Origin of the sequence: Halomonas alkalisoli (assembly GCF_021412585.1) — a bacterium.
GTDB lineage: Bacteria > Pseudomonadota > Gammaproteobacteria > Pseudomonadales > Halomonadaceae > Halomonas > Halomonas alkalisoli.
In genome coordinates, this window is the sequence record NZ_JAKCMI010000012.1 from 216876 (window position 1) to 235506 (window position 18631).

The window sequence follows — 18631 nt, forward strand, 5'->3', positions numbered from 1 at the left end:
TAGCTCGTTCTAACTGGCTATAGCGTGACGAAATTGTCCGGGTCCTGGGGTTCGAGCGACTCGAGCTCCACATGAGTGACCCGGGCATTCGGCGGGCCTTGCCAGAGCCAGGTCGCCACCCTGTTGACCGCATCCCCGTCGCCGCACAGCAGTACCTCCACCTGGCCGCCGGGCAGGTTCCTGGCGTAGCCGGTGACGCCATTCTGCAGGGCTTGATCCTGCACGGCCTTGCGGTACCAGACCCCCTGAACCTTCCCTGCCACCAGCGCTTTCACACAGCGTTTGCTCATGGCACCTCCTCCCTGTGAGACATCGTTCCCTCGTTCTACCATCCCCGGCACCGAACGACCAGCCGGATCAGCGTCATGGCAAGCCCACGAAATTCCACCGTCAGAGGCTAAGCCGGTTCTCGCCGGTGGCGTAATGCTCTAATCTTTCCTTATGGGAACCTGCCGCTGCCACAAGCGACGGCAGGCCCGTCAACGGCCCCGATCGGGTCAACTGCACGACAACAAGTCATCCTCACAAGGGAGAAACACCATGCAGGTCTTCGATCATCCCGAATTCGATCATCATGAGCAGATCGTCTTCGGAAGTGATGCCGCCAGCGGTTTGCGCGCCATCATCGCCATTCACGATACTCACCGCGGCCCTGCCCTGGGTGGCCTGCGCATCTACCCTTACGCCAGCGAAGACGACGCACTCACCGACGTATTGCGGCTCTCGCGCGGCATGAGCTACAAGTCGGCCCTCGCCGACCTGCCGCTGGGGGGCGGCAAGGCCGTGATCATCGCCGATCCTCGCCATGACAAGACCCCCGAGCTGCTGCGCGCCATGGGCCGACTGGTCGACTCCCTGGGCGGCCGCTACATCACGGCGGAAGATTCCGGCACCAGTGAAGCCGATATGCGCCATATCCATGAAGCCACGGCTCATGTCAGCGGGCTGGCTCGTCGTCCCGGCGAGTCCGGCGACCCCTCCCCCTTTACCGCTCATGGTGTGTTCTGTGCCCTGCAGAGTGCCATTCGTCATGGCCTGGGCCGAGCGGACATGGATGGCCTCAGGGTGGCCATTCAGGGCGTCGGCCATGTGGGGGCGCACCTGGCTCGTCAGCTCCACGCGGCGGGTGCTCGCCTGGTGTTGACCGATATCGACCAGGAGGCGCTGGAGCTGCTCGCCGGAGAGGTCGGCGCGACGACCACGGCCCCGGCTGCGATATTCGATGCGGACGTGGATGTCTTCGCTCCCTGTGCCATGGGCGCCGCACTGACCGCGGATGTGGCAAAGCGCCTGCGGGCAGGCGTGGTATGCGGAGCGGCCAACAACCAGCTGGCGACGCCGGACGTGGCCGACCTGCTGCATGGCCGGGGCATTCTCTATGCGCCGGATTATGTCGCCAATGCCGGTGGCGTCATCGAGGTCGAGTACCAGCGTCACGAGGACTATTCACGCAAGGCGGTGATGGCTCATGTGGAACGCATCACGGCGACCCTCGACGAGATTTTCGAACGCGCCCGGCGTCGCGGCACCAGCCCGGCGGCCATTGCCGACGAACTTGCCCGTGAGCGGCTAGTGTCCTAAGCTTGCCTTTTCCTCACGACAGCCATCTGTGGGGGCTTTAGGCCTCCACAGCGTTACTGATTGGCTGATGACGCCATCTTGGCACTGGGCAGCGTCTCGCAGATGCCTCAAAGCCCTGGTTGATACCGTCTTCTTCCCAGGGTAAGACGCCTCCCTATACCTTGATGACCTTTACCCCGTAATCCGCGGGGTTGACGATATCCTCCAGCTTGCCGATCTGCGAGAAGTCGCCTTTGCTAAGCACGCTATTGATGTTGGTGTCAGGAAATCGCAGGTTCTTGATGACGTGAACCTGGCTCGGCATGCCCTTGCCGTCGATATCCATAACCCAGGCGAGGAAGCCGCCCGAGAATTTGGCCAGGCTGCCGATCGGGTACAGGCCATACACCTGGATGTACTCCACCAACACCGTCTTGTCATAAGCCGCGTTCGCCTCATGGACCCTGCGGTAAGCGTCGAGCGGTGAGCGTGGCGGCACCCCGTTGCGCGCATGCATCAGTTTGTCGATCGCCTTGATCACCGCGACCAGCCGAATCAGCTCAGAAAGCTGATCCCCTCGCTTGCCAACCGGGTAGCCTGACCCGTCCAGACGCTCATTGGCATTCTCGATCACATCACCGCAGGTTGCGCTTGGCTCCCAGCCCAGCTCACGCAGCTTGTCACGGAGCACCGCCACATGGCTCCTGAGAATCGCCTTCTGCGTCGGATTCATGTTCACCTTGAGTGACGGCAACTGCGCACTGATCAGCAGCGGCTTGCCCATGGTGTGCAGCAAGGCGCCCAGCACGGCCTCACGCACTTGGGGGTCATGGGGGTCGCGAGTCAGCATGAGGTCGGCCAGCTGGCTGGCGACCTGGACGGCATGCCTGACCCAGTCCGGATCGTCGCGCAGGAACGCCAGGGCATACAGCAAGGCCTTACGGTCCTGCTCCACCAGGTAGCGTAGGGTGTCGACGCAATCGTAGAAGATCTCGCTGGGGAACAGGTCGCGGGTCTTCATGTACATCAGCCCCACCTGGAGCTGATGAGCCACATCCATGACACCGCGCTCCATGGGTGACTGGCGAGCGCGCTTATCTCGCTCCTGGGCTTCTCGCTGTAGAATCTTCTTCTCCTTGGCGCCAGGGATGAACAGGGGCGAGTGATGAGTGAGCTTGTCGTTGGACCCAGTACGGTAGGCGGCCTCTCGCTCGGATTCATTCACGTACCGAAACAGGGCCTCTGTCTGGGACGTCGATAGGTTGATGAACTGAACGCCGACCGCCGCGTAACCCTGGTTACCGAAGGGGCGGATATGGCGGACCTTGCCGTCGGCGAAGAAGCTCTCGCCGTTGGGAAACTCCAGCGTCACCCCGGGGATGTCCTGGTCCACGCTAAACGCGATGCTCTCCGCCAGATCGATGTCGACCATGCAGCCACCGATTGACAGATTGCGCAGTCGGCCTGGCACGTTGAGCTCATGCAGGTAGACTTCGAGGCTGATGCGGGCCTGCATGCCGAGGATGAAGGGAATCCGGACCGCGCCCCGGTTCTCATGGACGAAGACCGATTCCGGGAGCTGGCACTCCAGGCGATACAGTGTATTGTCCGTCTTGAAAACCTTGGCGGCGACGTTGCTGAGGCTGTAGGTCTCGCGCTCGATGGACTGTGGTCCCTTCAGCGCCTCCAGGTCGAAGCTCAGGCCACCGTTGGCCAGATACCGCTCGATATCGGAGCCAGCATATTCCACCTCCAGCACCAGGCGCCCTGTGCTCAGGTCCAGCTCTATTACCTCTGCCTTCAGGGCAAAGGGCATGTCCTTGGCATACACAGACAGCGCATGTGTGTGCTGGAGCAGTGAACGAATCACATTCGCCGAGGGGTTTTCATACAGGGCGAGGTCGGCCATCTGGGACACCTGCGGATGCGGCATTGATTTTTATTGATAAGCATCAATAATATAGAATTTTTATCTCCTCTAGTAACAAGCTATATGCATTTTATCTGCTATGGAATCTTTTGTCGGGCGATTCCACCTTTGTGTGGAATCATGTGGCGAGAGAAAGCAAGCGCACGGTGGCTTGCCTGTATTTAGCAGACTAGTTATCCCTCAAACAGTCTGCCAGTGCGCTTGGCTACGTTCTGCCTCCTTGGCCGCAAAGCCCCTGATGAGCGGTTCCTTAGTCAAGGTAAAATCCGACTCACCTCGACGATAGCTCGATAAGCCAGCGCTCTGGATCCCATTTTTGGGCCCAATCTTCCACGGCGTCGGCCGCCATGGGGCGAGCTATCAGATACCCTTGGGCCTGATCACAGCCGTATTCATACAGGAGTGCCCAGTCGTCAGGCGTCTCGACGCCTTCTGCCACCGTAGCCAGGTTCAATTTTCTGGCCATCTCCAGATTGGATTTCAAGATCACTCGGCCTTCTTTATGCAGAGACGCATAGTTGATGAAGGAGCGGTCGATCTTCAACTCGCCGGCGGCGATGCGGGTGAGTTGCTGCATGGATGAGTAGCCGGTGCCATAGTCGTCGATCGATAATGTGAAACCCTTCATGCGCAGCCTTGCAAGGTTCTCCAGCACGCGCCCAACGTCGATCATGACCGCCGTTTCGGTGATCTCAAGTATCATGTGGCAGGGATCCAGCCCCTGTCGACGCACCCGTTCGATCAGCGATTCCGCCAACCCAACATCGGCCAGGGACTGAATGGAGATGTTCACTGACACCTGGATATCCAGGTCGCGGTTTCGCCAGCAGGCACACCAGGCGCTCGCCTTGTCGATCATGATATCGGTGAGTGCATCGATCAGCCCCCGGGCCTCCATGGTGTCGATGAAGGCATGGGGTGACAACACTCCGTGTTCGGGGTGGCGCCAGCGGGCCAAGGCTTCCAAGCCGCATAGGCGCCCCGTGGCAAGCTCCACCTTGGGCTGGAAGAAGGGCTCGAACTGGTCGCCTGCCAAACCAGCCTCGAGGTCTGCGACGGAGTAACTTGCCGCCATGGGGGGTGGCCGGTAGCGCCGTTGATCTGGCTTGTAGTTGTGCAGCGCGGTCAATAGTTCGCGGGGCGTGGCGGGCTTTTTTATGGTGCCCAGCAAACTGAGGCCATAGGCCGTGGCCATGGTGCGAACGGAACGTATCAGCGAGGGCTCCAGAGCACTGACGATGATCAGGGCCGGCTCGTGCCATGACTCGCCCACCCGCCGTATGAACTCCATGCCGTCCATACCGGGCATGTCCAGATCGCTGATGACGATGTCTGCGGGTGGTTCAAGGGTGGCCATCAATTCGAGAGCCGAGCGACCACAAGTGGCTTCGAAGACCTCCTCTGCCCCTAAGCGACGGAGTAGGCCAGCCAGCAGCTGCCGCTGGAAGTCATGGTCCTCGACGATCAGCAGCCGCAGCCCGGGAGGCAACCTGGTGGTGTGTTCAGAGTCGGTCGATGTAGGCATGCAGGCGCTCCTGTTCCTGTCTGAATTCCTCGAGACCAGCGAAGATCTCCCCCCAGTTCTTTGAACGGCCGGCGCGCTCCAGGCGCTCGCAGGCCCGGGCGAACGGGTGGGCACCGACAAGCTGACTCGCCCCCTTGATTCTGTGAGCAGCACGCGCCAATGTCGTGCTGTCGTTGTCGTTTATCGCCTGCTGAATACTAGTGGCATCGACATCGTTCGAGTGACGGAACTCGCACAGGATCTCGCGAGCCAGCTCCCTGTCATTACCGGAAATCACGTCCAGCATGGCCGGATCCAAAGGGTTGGCAGCCAAGGGATCCAAGGGCGGCGGTGTGACGACAACGCTATCGGTGACACTCCCCCGGCAGGACGGAAGCGACAGCCAATTTTCGATCATGTTAAGCAGTTGCAGCATGCCTGCCGGCTTGCTCAGGTAGTCGTCCATGCCGGCGGCGAAACAGCGCGAAGCGTCCCCCCCCAGGGCATTGGCGGTGAAGGCGATGATCGGAATACGGGTGGCCTCCGCGTCACTGGTTTCCTCTTCGCGGATGGCTCGCGCCAGCTCGTAGCCATTCATGCGTGGCATGTTGCAGTCGGCCAGGATCAAGCCGAATCGACGTCGTCGCCAAAGCTCAAGGGCCTGTTGTCCATCGTCGGCGCTTTCGGCGGCATAGCCGAGCATGTTGAGTTGCCGCATCAGCACCTGGCGGTTAGTGGGGTGGTCATCCACCACCATGATCAGCGTTCCTTCCACTTCCGCCTGCTCGGACGTCGGTGGCGTACGCCTCGCGGTTGCGGCTTGAAGCTCTTGCTGATGGTGCTCGAGGGTGGCATCGACGAGCTGTGCCGGGTCGGCGGGTGCAACGGGCAGGGTCAAGGTCAGGGTCGTGCCTTGGCCAGGCTGGCTGATCAATTCGATCTCCCCACCCATCAGCTCCGCCAGGCGTCGGCAGATGGACAACCCCAGGCCGGTGCCCCCATATCGAGCGGAAATGCTGCTTTCGGCCTGCATGAACGGATCGAACAGGCGGGCTTGAAGCGCCGGCTCGATCCCGATGCCCGTATCACTGACCGTGAATTGCAACCATTCTCGCTGCTTTTCCCGCCGGATACAGGTGATGTTTACTTCGATGCCGCCTTCATTCGTGAACTTCAAGGCGTTACTGATGAGGTTGTTGAGGATCTGCTTCAGTCGCAGGCTATCGACCATTACGGCGGGGCTGATACCGGGATCGATGGTACAAGTCAGTGTCAGACCATGGCTGATGGCAGTGCTGCTGTACAGTGCCAGGACGTCTGCGACGATCCGTTGGACCGAGGCAGCACTTGGATAAAGCTCGAGTTTCTCGGCCTCTACCTTGGAGAGGTCCAGCACGTCGTCGATCAATCGTTGCAGGGATCGTCCCGATTGGCGTATGACCTCCACAGTAGTGCGCTGTTCCGGGTTCAGCTCGGAGAGACTGAGCACCTCCAGCATGCCCAGTACCCCGTTCAGCGGTGTCCTGATCTCATGGCTCATGGTCGCTAGGAAGGTGCTCTTGGCGCGGTTGGCGACTTCCGCTGCTTCCTTGGCGGCACGCAGGGCGAGCTCCATGTTCTTGCGTGTATTGATGTCGATGACGATCCCGTCCAGGGATTCCGGGCGCCTATCGTGAGAATGCTGGGCGCGACCCGCAGCTTCCACCCAGTGTATCGAGCCGTCCGGCCAGACGACCCGGAACTCCTCCTGGTAGTTCGTTCCCTGCTCCAGGGCCCGGCTGACGGCGTGTTGGATCCGTGGGCGGTCATCAGGGTGTGTGCACCCAAGGAACAACTCGTAATTCAGCGGCGTGCCTGGCGGAACCCCGAAGATCTCGCGACAGCGTGACGACCATTCCACTTCGTCACGGGGAATATGCCAGTGCCATTTGCCCAGTTGACTGAGTTCGACGGCCATCTGCAATTGCTGCTTGCTGATGGCCAGTTCCTGCGCCGCGGCCAGTTGCTCGGTGATATCTGCCCAGTAACCGTTCCACACCACGGTGCCATCCTCTCGACGATACGGCGTGGAGCGAGCATCAATCGAACGCGTTTGCCCGTTGGCATGCCGGACACGGTGGGTAAACTCGAATTGTTCCAGCGTCCTGGCCGAGGCGGCGATGGCCGCCTCCAGGCCGGGAAGATCGTCCACCATGATCCGATCGAACAGGGCGCGGGGCGTATGCACTACCGTCTCGGGCTCGAGGCCAAGCAGATCGCGCAGCCCTTCACTGACGAAGGTGAAGCCACAGAGACCGTTGGGCTGCTGCCAATACTGGTAGACCGTTGCCGGAAGGCTATCGGTGATGGTTCGCAGATCATGCTCGGCCCGGTGGCGGGCCCGCTGCTGTGAAATCAGCGCAAGGTAGCCCAGCAGGAGACACAGCAGGATGACCGGTACCAGGATGGAGAACACCATCATCTGAGCCTGGTAGCGGTCCTGCTCGGCGTGAAGCCGGTGGCCGAGGCGCTGCTGTTCCTGGTCGAGAAGCTGATAGACCAACGCGTGGGTATCCGCGGCGGCTTGCCTGAACTGAGATGAGGCGGCTAGTTGTCTCGCTGCAGCAAAGCCCTCCTCCTGGAAGAGGTCGAGGTGTTCATCCATCAGGTCGATGCGACTCTCGATCCGGTCCTCGATCTGTTCGACCTGGGGGCCGATGAGGGGGTCATGCTCGGCGTATTGCCGAAGCCTGTCGATGGCGATCGGCAACTCGACAACGGCCAGGTGGCGCGCGGTCAGATACGTCGAATCCCCACTCAGGATATGCCCCCGCTGGGCCGCTTCGGCCCGATGAAGTTCCCGGCTGATCGTTTCGATGACATGGGAGATTCGCTCTGACTGCTGGATATCCTCGGTCGCCTCACGAGTGCTGTTGATAGCGCTGTAGAGCGCCCAGGCCATGGCCAGGATCACAAGCGCTACCAGCCCGACACCCGCGTGGGTCAGGCGACGGGAGCGGATCGACATATCATGGTTCACACCTCTCTCCCAGGCGAGCGCTCCATGGCCTTGCCGGCCTCGGAAGTGGGTGACGTGGGGCCATGGGCCGGGGGCATGGCAGGAGACGATCCGGTGGTGGCGTATCAGTCGCGATGGTGACGACTGTCATCGTTTCTACGAACAGCTCTCTATGAACGGCGGATGGTTTGATGTCTGGTCTCGGCGTCACAGAAGCTCCATCGTGGAAAAATTGCAGTTAGGGGCCAACCTTCCTCGCCAGCCTGCTGCCCCTTTGGCGGCAGCACGGGGCTACTCGGGAAGTGCCCCTCTTAGCATAGCCTACTATAAATTTACTTCGGCTTTTGCAGCCGAAACTTGAGCCGGGGACGGGCTTTATCCCGCATATTTCATCAGACTTAAAAAAAGCGGCTGAAATTCGGTTATGATTCAAGCTTCTGCAGCAACGAGTGAAGGAGCCGCCCGACTCAGCTTTCCAGCAGCTCTCGCCTCACCAGGACGGCTCTGTTTCGTGGGATGATCTCTCGCCCCTGAGCCAGCAGGTAGCTGCGGACGAAGGCCGCGCCGAACAGCAGGATCAGCGAACTGTAGTAGACCCACAGCAGGATCATGACCACCGAGCCGGCGGCACCATAGGTGGAAGCGGTTGCCGTGTAGGCCAGGTAGGCGGCGATGGCGGTGCGCCCGATGGCAAACAGCAGTGCCGTAATCAGGGCGCCCAGCAGGACATCCTTCCAGCCCAGCACCACATCCGGCAACACCTTGAAGATCGTCGCAAAGAGCGCGGTGATGACCGCCAGTGACACCACGAACTCAACTGCCGTGGTCAAGAGGCCGACGAAGGGCACCAGGTCGTCGCCGGCCAGCAGCAGAGCGCGAATCATCACGCCGAATACCAGCGAGACCAGCAGGATGAAGCCGATGGCAAGTACCACGGCCAGGGACATCAGGCGTTTCTGAAGAAACAGCAGCAAGCCGTTACGACCCGGCTTGGCAGTCACACCCCACATGGTATTGAGGGAAAACTGCATCTGGGCGAAAACGGTGGTGGCGCCGACCAGCAGTGCACCGACCCCGAGCAGTGTCGGCATCAAGCCGCTCTCCTCGATTCTCGATGCCGCCACGGCCTGCTCGACAGCCTTGGCGGCCTCTTCGCCCAGGACCCCTTCCAGTTGCGCAACGATCTGCCCCTGGGCCGCCTCCTCACCAAATACCACGCCAATGACCGTCACCGCGATGATGATCGTCGGCGCCAGCGAGAACAGCGTATAGAAGGCCAGTGAGCCGGCATAGCTGAAGGCATTTCGCTGCAGCCAGAGCCGCACGGAATCCTGCATCACGCCCCACCAGAATTTCACGATATTGGTCTGCACCCTGCCTCCTTGTGATCTGGGTATCTCCCGAACAACCCTGCCGGTCCTCCATTGCAGCCCTGCCTGACGCCCTCCATAATGGGCGGCCCCGAGCCGCCAGCGAAGGATTCGCCGATGTCCGCTTCCGACCATGATTTTGACTGTCTCGTATTCATCGGCCGCTTCCAACCCCCTCACCTGGGCCATTTGGCCGTCATCAATGAGGCATTGCGCCACGCCCGGCAGGTGATCGTACTGGTCGGCTCCGCCTGGCAGGCGCGTTCACTGCGCAATCCCTGGCGCTTCGACGAACGCCAGGCTCTGCTGCGCGGCTGCTTCGATGAAGAGGAAAACGCACGGCTAGAGATAGTGCCGCTGCTGGATGCGCTCTATAACAATGACGTCTGGGTGCGTGATGTCCAGCGCAAGGTACGTGACATTGCCGGACACCACCATGCCAGGCTGCCACGAATCGGGCTGATTGGCGCAAGCCGCGGCCAGTCAAGCTATTATCTCTCGCTGTTTCCGCAATGGGAATCGCTCAGTGTCCCCCTGGTCGAAGGCATATCGGCCAGCCAGATCCGCGAGCGCTTGTTTCGCTCGGCCTCTTCGACCGACGACTACCTGAGCACCGGCGCGACCCATGACCTGCCGCCTCCCGTCTGTATGGAGCTGCGCCGCTTTGCCGGCGGCGAGGCCCACCAGCAGCTGATGGAAGAGCAACAGCTGCTGGAACAGTATCGCCAGGCATGGGCTCAGGCGCCCTACCCTCCGATCTTCGTCACCGTGAATGCCGTGGTGGTGCAGTCGGGCCATGTGTTGCTGGTGCGCCGCACCGCGGCCCCCGGCAAGGGGCTGCTGGCTCTGCCCGGGGGGTTCATCAATCCCCATGAGCGCCTGCTTGACGCCTGCCTGCGGGAACTGCGCGAAAGGGTCAGGTTGAAAGTGCCGGAGCCGGTATTGAAGGGCTCCCTGCGTGGCCAGCGCCTGTTCGACGAGCCGCATCGCAGCTGGCGCGGGCGCACCCTGGCCGAAGCCTTCTATTTTGCCCTCAGGCCCGATCAGCAGCTGCCCCAGCTGAAACCGGTCAAGGGCGGCGATCACGCCCGCTGGGTGCCCCTGGCCGAGCTGGAGCCCGACGGCCTGTTCGAAGACCACTTCTTCATCATCCAGAATTTTCTCGGATTGCCGGCCGACTTCGGCGGGATCTAAGCTTGCAAGAAATCGCGCGGCAACTTCATCATCTGCCGCCACAGCTTCTCGACCCCCGGTTTATGGACCAGCGAGCAGCGGTAGAGGCGTATCTCCAGCGGCACATCCCACTTGTCGTCACCGGCCCGCACCAGGCGGCCGTTCTTGAGCTCATCGCGAATGCAGAAGTCGGGGATCCAGGCCAGGCCGACGCCCTGCAGGACCATGCCCTTGAGCCCCTCGGCCATGGCCGTTTCATAGATGGTACGCAGACGCAGGCGCAAGGGATCGTTCTTCAGCAGCATCCGCACGCTGCGACCGAGAAAGGCGCCCTGGGTATAGGAGAGATACGGGATCGGGTCCTGGCTATCGAGGCTGAACCGTGGCTTGCCCTGCTTGTCCGCCAGGCTGACCGGCAGCATGTTGACCTGGCCGATGGAGAAGGAGGGAAAGACCTCCGCATCGAGTTGCATGGTTGCATACTGGTCGTGATAGGCGAGCATCAGGTCGCAGTTGCCTTCGCGCAGCACATGAATCGCCTCCCCCACGTTCATGGCCACCAGTCGCGTCGGCAGCTCTCCCAGGCCCTCCTGAAGCCGTGAGATCCACTCGGGATAGAAGCTCAGGGCAAGGGAATGGGCGGCGACGATATCCAGCGCTTCGCGAGCCATGGAGACGCCACGCAGATGGCCCAGGCATTCGTTGAGCTGCTCGACGAGATTGCGTGCCGTCACCAGGAAAAGCTGTCCTTCCGGGGTCAGGTTGATCGGCGTCGTGGAGCGATCCACCAGCGTGACACCGACCGCCTGCTCCAACGAGCGGATGCGGCGGCTGAAGGCGGGCTGGGTGACATGCCGCTGGCGGGCGGAGGCGGAAAAACTACGGGTGCTGGCCAGGGCAACGAAGTCTTCCAGCCATTTGGTCTCGAGGTTCACCGCGACTCCCGATGACAGCTTTGACAAGTGAAAGTGATGAAAGCTACCGATAGCGAAACGTCGGCATGCCGTGTCGCATTTCAGGCAGGACCTAATGTAACCCAGCCACTGGCCGAACCCAAGACGACATGGAGCAAGATGCTACTGTATCGGCGCGGTCAGGTAGGCGGCTCGCGAGATGAGCTTTTGCCAGAGCGGTCGATTGTGCAGTTCGTCGTAACTGATCCGGCGGCAGTTGGCAAAATCCCTTTCCAACATCAGGCGAACCTCGGCTGCAAATCGACGATCGGGAATAAAGGCCGTGATCTCGAAATTCAGCCGGAACGAGCGGTTATCCAGGTTCACGGTACCCACGGACGCCGTATTGTCGTCAATCAGGATCACCTTCTGGTGCAGGAAACCGGGCTGATAACGATAGACCTTCACCCCGGCACGGACCATATCGGGTAAAAACGAGAAGGCCGAAAGGTAGATCAGCAGGTGATCCGGACGTTCGGGAATCATGATACGGACGTCGACACCGCGCATGGCGGCCAGGCGCAGGGCATCCTGGACCCCCTGGTCGGGGACGAAATAGGGGCTGGTTACCCAGAGGCGCTCGTGAGCACTATGGATAGCATGCTGCACCAGCAAGCTGGCGGTCTCCTGCCGGTCGGCCGGACCGGACGGCACGATCACCACGTTCTGGCACTCCTCGCAGGTGACCCGGGGCTCCCAGCTCAAATTGATGACCGTGCCAGTGGCCCAGTGCCAGTCTTCCCAGAAGGCCTCCTGCAACCCCAGCACGCTGGGGCCGGTGAGCTTGAGGTGCGTGTCGCGCCAGGGACCGTGCCGTGGGTGCTCGCCGAGGTATTCGACGCCGACATTGAAACCTCCCAGCCAGCCCTCGCGCCCATCCACCACCAGAACCTTGCGATGGTTGCGGAAATTGAGCTGAAAGCGATGCTTGAAGCCACGCGAGGAGCGAAAGGCGCTGACCTCGACGCCGGCATCGCTCAGGTCGCGGAGATAGCCCTCGGAGAGATTTCGGCTGCCCACCTCGTCAAACAGGAAATAGACACGCACCCCGCGGTCGGCCGCCTTCTCCAGGTGGTCCTTGAGCTTGATGCCCAGGGCGTCGTGACGAACGATGAAGAACTGGACCAGCAGGTACTCCTCCGCCGCATCGATGCCGGCAAAGAGACTGGCGAAGGTGGCCTCCCCATCGATCAGCAGTTCGGCTTGATTGCCGCTTGTAAGCGGCATCATCGCCAGCTGTTCCACGGCGCGAACGTCGGGGTTACGGGCATCCGCCAGGAAGGGTTCGAGCTGCTGCCGATAGCGGGCGAGAATCCGGCGCAGCACGGTGTCACGCTCGCCTCGCGCGGACACATAGCCGTAGAAACGGGGGCGGCCGAAGATCCAGTAGGCCGGAACGGCGAGATAGGGAATCGTGATCAGGGAGATGATCCAGGCAACGGCCCCCTGGGAGGTTCGGCTGGAAAGCAGAGCCAGGACTGCTGATACAAAGCCCAGCAGGTGCACCAGAAATATTGCCAGGCCGAAGAGCCAGGATGCCATGATCTCTCCCTGTAAAAACAGCGTGCTACAGCATACCTCAGGCGACAGCGGCCCCGCCAGTTGGCGGGGCCGCTGCATTATCGCGGGGCGGTATCAGGCACGCTCGGCAATGATCTCCTTCCACTTGGCGGGGCCGGTCTGGTGGACCGAAGTGCCCTGGCTGTCGACGGCCACGGTGACCGGCATGTCTTCCACTTCGAACTCGTAGATCGCTTCCATGCCCAGATCCTGGAAGCCCACGACGCGGGATTTCTTGATGGCCTGCGCTACCAGGTAGGCCGAGCCTCCCACGGCCATCAGGTAGACGGCCTTGTTGTCGCGGATGGCGTCGATGGCCGCCGGGCCACGCTCTGCCTTGCCGACCATGCCCAACAGGCCGGTCTCTTCCAGCATGGTGCGAGTGAACTTGTCCATGCGTGTCGCCGTGGTTGGGCCGGCCGGCCCAACGACTTCGTCACGCACCGGGTCCACCGGGCCCACGTAATAGATAAAGCGCCCTTTCAGGTCGACCGGTAGGCTTTCGCCCTTCGCCAGCATCTCGACCATGCGCTTATGAGCGGCGTCACGACCGGTAAGCAGCTTGCCATTGAGCAGCAGAGTGTCGCCGGGCTGCCAGGTCAGTACCTCTTCCGGGGTCACGGTGTCGAGGTCGACGCGCTTGACGTTGTCGCCAGCCTCGCGGGTGATTTCCGGCCAGTCCTCGAGCTTCGGCACCGGCAGTGCCGCGGGACCAGAGCCGTCGAGCGTGAAATGTGCATGCCGGGTCGCGGCACAGTTGGGAATGATCGCGACCGGCTTGTTGGCGGCATGAGTCGGGTAATCCTTCACCTTGATATCGAGCACGGTGGTCAGTCCACCGAGACCCTGCGCCCCAATACCGCTCTTGTTGACCTTGTCGAACAACTCGAGGCGCAGCTCTTCGGCACGGTTGGAAGCACCACGAGCCTGCAGGTCCTGGATATCGATCGGGTCCAGCAGCGCCTCCTTGGCAATCTCCATGGCCTTCTCGGCGGTACCGCCGATGCCGATGCCCAGCATGCCGGGCGGGCACCAGCCGGCCCCCATCTTGGGCAGCTGCTCCATCACCCAGTCGACCACGCTGTCAGACGGATTGAGCATGGCGAACTTGGACTTGGCCTCGCTGCCACCGCCCTTTGCGGCCACATGCACGTCCACGCTATCGCCCGGGACGATCTTGTGATGGATGATGGCCGGCGTATTGTCGCCGGTATTCTTGCGGGCCCCGTCCGGATCGGCCAGTACCGAGGCCCGCAGCACGTTGTCGGGCAGCTTGTAGGCGCGGCGCACCCCCTCATTGATCATGTCATCGAGGCTCATGTCGGCTTCCCAGCGCACGTTCATGCCGACATGGACGAAGACCGTCACGATCCCGGTATCCTGGCAGATGGGCCGGTGACCGGTGGCGCACATGCGCGAGTTGATCAGAATCTGGGCGATGGCATCCTTGGCTGCGGGGTTCTCTTCCCGTTCATAGGCTGCCGCCATGGCGTCGATGAAATCCTTGGGATGGTAATAGGAAATGTATTGCAGGGCATCGGCGACGCTCTGGATCAGGTCATCCTGGCGGATCACGGTCATGAGCAAGGGGCTCCTGGGCATTATCGGGATGCCTGCCATGGCGAAAAATAGACGCAGGCCACGACAGTCTCAAGCGGTGTCGGATTATACCTCATAGGGCCCTACCTGACAGTGGTGTGACGCCAAGGTCTAATGCGAGCGGCAAGAAAGAAGATAACGGTATAAATAGGCCGGATCTAGAACACGTCTGGCTGGCAACCTGGGCAGCTGTACAGGCGCCGCGATGCAACCATCTCACGCTCTACCACCGTGCCACAGGCATGACACGGCAGCCCATTACGTTCGAAAACAGCAAAGCGACATAGCCGCGGGCTCTCTCCCCGGCGCCTGGCGGCACTTGCCCAATCGTGGCGATTGGTCACCCCGGCCTGCTCGTAGGCTTGGCGGGTCACCTCGAGGATGGTTCGCGCCAGCTGCCTCTGTCTAGCCTCTCCAAGATCAACGAACCTTGCCCTGGGTGGAAGCCCGGCAAAGAACAGGATCTCGGAGCGTAGGTAGTTGCCGATGCCGGCAAACAGCGTCTGGTCCAGCAGCAGCCCGCCCAGGGAACGCCGAGCGAATCGCGCCTCGCCCAGGCGCACCACGGCCTTCTCCAGTGTCACGCTGTGTGTCAGCAGGTCAGGGCCCAGCCGGGCCAGGAAAGGGTGTTCATCGAGTCTTTCGGCCGACCACAGCGAGACATCGGATGCGCTGTAGAGACTCGCCGAGCGCCCTTCTGCCGTCAGCCGCACACGCAGGGAGCGTTCGGTATCCGGCTCGCGCTCGGCGTCATGCAGCTTCCAGACGCCATAGAGTTGATTGTGGGAGTAGAGCACGCGGTCATCATCGAAACGTGTGAGCAGCGCCTTGCCCCAGCTGTCCACCGCCGTGACCCGGCGGCCTATCAGTGAATCGGCCTCGCTGGCCAGGTCGGGAAAAGCGAACCAGACCGACTCCAGTTGCCTGCCAGCGAGCTGCTCGTGGAGGCGGTCGGCGGCGCGTCGAACCTCGGGGCCTTCTGGCATGACACCTGACTCCCACAATCAGCTCAAGTTGATAGTGCGGATTACCCACGCAGCGAGAGGCGTCGGGGACAGGTCGCAGAGGGGGTCTTTTGCCATGGATGGCAAAAGTAGCGCCCAGGGAAGGGTTTACAGCGCCCCCTCGTAGACCTGTCGCCGAAACAGCCTTGAGCGAACAACGTTAACCCAGCACCAGCTGCCGTTCCTTTAGCTTATGCAGCCGGTCGCGCAGTCGTGCCGCCTCCTCGAACTCCAGGTTCTGGGCCGCCTCGAACATGGCGTCCTCCGTACGGGAGATCTCCTTGACCAGCTCTTTCGGCGAGAGCTCGGTAAGGTCATAGATTGCCGCACCTTCGGCCACCTGGCGTTCCCCGCGCTTGCGGCCGCCCTTCTTGCCCGGGGTCCGGGAGGTTTCCATGATGTCGGCCACCGATCGCGTTATCGTGGTGGGGGTAATGCCGTGGGCCGCGTTGTGTTCCATTTGCTTGGCCCTGCGCCGCTCGGTTTCCTCGATGGCACGGCGCATCGAATCGGTGACCCGATCGCCATAGAGAATCGCCTTGCCATGGGCGTTGCGCGCCGCCCGCCCGATCGTCTGGATCAGCGAGCGCTCGTTGCGCAGGAACCCCTCCTTGTCGGCATCGAGTATCGCCACCAGCGAGACTTCGGGGATGTCGAGGCCCTCCCGCAAGAGGTTGATGCCGACCAGCACATCGAACTTGCCAAGACGCAGATCGCGGATGATCTCGACCCGCTCCACGGTGTCGATATCGGAGTGCAGGTAGCGCACGCGCACGTCATGCTCGTCAAGATACTCCGTCAGGTCTTCCGCCATCCGCTTGGTCAGCGTGGTGACCAGCACCCGCTCACCGACATTGGTGCGCAAGCGTATCTCGGAGAGCAGGTCATCCACCTGTGTCGTCGCCGGGCGAACCTCGAGCTCCGGGTCGAGCAGCCCGGTGGGGCGCACCACCTGCTCCACGAGCTGGCCGGCATGTTCCGCCTCATAGGGCCCCGGGGTGGCCGAAACGAAGATGGTCTGGGGAGAGATGCGCTCCCACTCCTCGAACTTCATGGGACGATTGTCCAGCGCCGACGGCAAGCGGAAGCCGTACTCCACCAGCGTCTCCTTGCGAGAGCGGTCGCCCTTGTACATGCCGCCAACCTGGGGAACGCTGACGTGGGATTCGTCGATGAACAGCAGCGCGTCCGCCGGCAGGTAGTCGAAGAAGGTGGGCGGCGGCTCGCCCGGTGCACGCCCCGACAGGTAGCGCGAGTAGTTCTCGATCCCGTTGCAGTAGCCAAGTTCGTTCATCATCTCGAGGTCGTAGAGGGTGCGCTGCTCGAGGCGCTGCGCTTCCACCAGCCTGTCATGCTTGCGCAGCCACTCCAGGCGCTCGACCAGTTCGCTCTTGATGCGATCCGCTGCCGCCACGATAGTCTCTCGCGGCGTCACATAATGGCTCTTGGGGTAGATGGTCATGCGCGGCACCTTGCCGCGCACCTCGCCGGTCAGCGGGTCGAACAGGCTGATGGTGTCGATCTCGTCGTCGAACAGCTCCACGCGTACCGCCTCCTCGTCGGAGTCGGCCGGGTAGATATCGATGACATCGCCGCGCACGCGATAGGTACCCCGGCGAAAGTCCATGTCGTTGCGGGTGTACTGCAGCTCGGCAAGCCGACGCAGGAAATCGCGCTGATGGATCAGCTCGCCCCGGGTGAAGTGCAGGCGCATCTTGAGATACTGGTCCGGATCGCCCAAGCCGTAGATCGCCGAGACAGAGACCACGATCAGCGCATCGCGCCGCTCCAGCAAGGCCTTGGTGGCGGACAGCCGCATCTGCTCGATATGCTCGTTGATCGAGGCGTCCTTCTCGATGAAGGTGTCCGACGACGGTACGTAGGCCTCGGGCTGATAGTAGTCGTAATAGGAAACGAAATACTCGATGGCATTGTCGGGAAAGAACGACTTGAACTCGCCATAGAGCTGGGCCGCCAGGGTCTTGTTGGGGGCCATGACGATGGTCGGACGCTGCAGTCGTTCCACCACGTTGGCCATGGTGAATGTCTTCCCCGATCCTGTCACCCCCAGCAGGGTCTGGTGAGTCAGGCCCGACTCCAGCCCGCTGATCAGGCTCTCGATGGCAGCCGGCTGATCGCCGGCCGGCTGGAAATTCGACTGAAGGCGAAAGGGCTTGCTCATGCCAGCTCCGGAGTGCGTCAGGCGCCGAGCTGGCGCCTGGGTGTGACGATTTCGATCCGCCGATCGCTCACGACTCGGCGATATCGGCAGTGCGAGTGGTAACTTCCACCGTTGAGCTGGTCATCAGGCGATGGATCGGACACTTGTGGCTGATCTCCTCGAGCCGCTGGCGCTGCGCCGGATCGTCGATGCCATGGAAGGTCATCACCACTTCGAGTCGATAGGTGCCCTTGCGTTCCTCGCTGTCGTCTCGATTGATCGTCACGCTGACGCCCTCCAGCGGCCACTGCTTGCGCTTGGCATACATCTGGGCGGTGATCGCCTTGCAGGCACCGAGCGACAGATCGAAATAGTCATGGGGATCCGGTGCGCTACCCTCGCCACCGAAGGCCCTGGGCACGTCGACGAAGATATCTTCGAAGCCATCGAGCTCGACCCGCTGGCGGAAAATGCTGTTACGCTCACTGACGATTTCAATGGTCTTCTGCATGAAACGACCTCGACGGGATTACTGGACTTCGATGGGGAGCTTGAGCGACTGGACCGCCTTGATCAGGGCCTCCCGGGAGACACGCCCCTGAACATCGGCCCCATGGCGGCCGACCTCGGCCGACTCGACGCCGTCCAGCATCATCAGCACCGTGGTAATACGATTGACCTGGTCGGCGTTCTCCACGCCGCGAAAGCTCAGCGACTGCTGTGCCATAGATGACTCCTGGACCGGCGGATAAGATGGCAGACATTGGATAGACGAGTTTAGCATGCTACCTACCGGTCGACAGCCGGTTGCAATTCCTT

The 18631-nt window shown here is 61.6% G+C and carries 14 protein-coding genes; 2 read left to right on the plus strand and 12 right to left on the minus strand.

Features of this window, described 5'->3' with window-relative positions; all coding sequences use genetic code 11:
- Positions 1–17 precede the first annotated feature (17 nt).
- Positions 18–290 carry an acylphosphatase gene (locus tag LY622_RS03070; RefSeq protein WP_234282877.1) on the minus strand — a complete coding sequence of 91 codons (273 nt, stop codon included), beginning with the start codon at positions 288–290 and terminating at the stop codon, positions 18–20.
- 250 nt (positions 291–540) lie between these two features.
- On the opposite strand from LY622_RS03070, the gene LY622_RS03075 reads away from it, so the two are divergent.
- Entirely contained in the window at positions 541–1581 is a 1041-nt protein-coding gene (locus LY622_RS03075) for a Glu/Leu/Phe/Val family dehydrogenase (protein WP_234289539.1), read from the plus strand.
- Positions 1582–1735: 154 nt separating this feature from the next.
- Here LY622_RS03075 and LY622_RS03080 read toward each other — a convergent pair whose 3' ends face one another.
- From LY622_RS03080 to LY622_RS03095, 4 genes are all read right to left on the minus strand, one after another.
- On the minus strand, positions 1736–3469 hold the full coding sequence (locus tag LY622_RS03080) for a PilZ domain-containing protein (protein WP_234289540.1): 1734 nt from the start codon (positions 3467–3469) through the stop codon (positions 1736–1738).
- Between the two features lie 292 nt (positions 3470–3761).
- A complete protein-coding gene (locus LY622_RS03085) occupies positions 3762–5015 on the minus strand; it encodes an EAL domain-containing response regulator (protein WP_234289541.1) in 1254 nt (417 codons plus the stop codon).
- Positions 4993–8013 carry an ATP-binding protein gene (locus LY622_RS03090; RefSeq protein ID WP_234289542.1) on the minus strand — a complete coding sequence of 1007 codons (3021 nt, stop codon included), beginning with the start codon at positions 8011–8013 and terminating at the stop codon, positions 4993–4995. Before LY622_RS03090 ends, LY622_RS03085 begins: the two co-directional genes overlap by 23 nt.
- Before the next feature lie 446 nt (positions 8014–8459).
- Complete coding sequence (locus tag LY622_RS03095) at positions 8460–9329, minus strand: YihY/virulence factor BrkB family protein (protein WP_234282900.1); 870 nt, start codon at positions 9327–9329, stop codon at positions 8460–8462.
- 150 nt (positions 9330–9479) lie between these two features.
- Here LY622_RS03095 and LY622_RS03100 point away from each other — a divergent pair, with 150 nt between their 5' ends.
- Complete coding sequence (locus LY622_RS03100) at positions 9480–10556, plus strand: bifunctional nicotinamide-nucleotide adenylyltransferase/Nudix hydroxylase (RefSeq protein WP_234282886.1); 1077 nt, start codon at positions 9480–9482, stop codon at positions 10554–10556.
- Here the strand turns inward: LY622_RS03100 and LY622_RS03105 are convergent.
- The 7 genes from LY622_RS03105 to LY622_RS03135 all read right to left on the minus strand — a co-directional run bounded on the left by LY622_RS03105 (position 10553) and on the right by LY622_RS03135 (position 18539).
- Entirely contained in the window at positions 10553–11470 is a 918-nt protein-coding gene (locus tag LY622_RS03105; RefSeq protein ID WP_234289543.1) for a LysR family transcriptional regulator, read from the minus strand. The genes LY622_RS03100 and LY622_RS03105 overlap by 4 nt on opposite strands.
- A 141-nt stretch (positions 11471–11611) precedes the next feature.
- Positions 11612–13030 carry a cardiolipin synthase gene (gene cls / locus LY622_RS03110; RefSeq protein WP_234289544.1) on the minus strand — a complete coding sequence of 473 codons (1419 nt, stop codon included), beginning with the start codon at positions 13028–13030 and terminating at the stop codon, positions 11612–11614.
- Between the two features lie 93 nt (positions 13031–13123).
- Entirely contained in the window at positions 13124–14629 is a 1506-nt protein-coding gene (locus LY622_RS03115) for a fumarate hydratase (protein WP_234289545.1), read from the minus strand.
- A 176-nt stretch (positions 14630–14805) separates the two neighbouring features.
- The gene (nei, locus tag LY622_RS03120) at positions 14806–15633 is read right to left on the minus strand and encodes an endonuclease VIII (RefSeq protein WP_234289546.1); all 828 of its coding nucleotides are present in this window, start codon (positions 15631–15633) and stop codon (positions 14806–14808) included.
- Positions 15634–15811: 178 nt separating this feature from the next.
- Positions 15812–17833 carry an excinuclease ABC subunit UvrB gene (gene uvrB / locus LY622_RS03125; RefSeq protein WP_234289547.1) on the minus strand — a complete coding sequence of 674 codons (2022 nt, stop codon included), beginning with the start codon at positions 17831–17833 and terminating at the stop codon, positions 15812–15814.
- Between the two features lie 67 nt (positions 17834–17900).
- A complete protein-coding gene (locus LY622_RS03130; protein WP_234289548.1) occupies positions 17901–18323 on the minus strand; it encodes an OsmC family protein in 423 nt (140 codons plus the stop codon).
- Between the two features lie 18 nt (positions 18324–18341).
- On the minus strand, positions 18342–18539 hold the full coding sequence (locus LY622_RS03135; protein WP_234279132.1) for a hypothetical protein: 198 nt from the start codon (positions 18537–18539) through the stop codon (positions 18342–18344).
- Between the last annotated feature and the right edge of the window lie 92 nt (positions 18540–18631).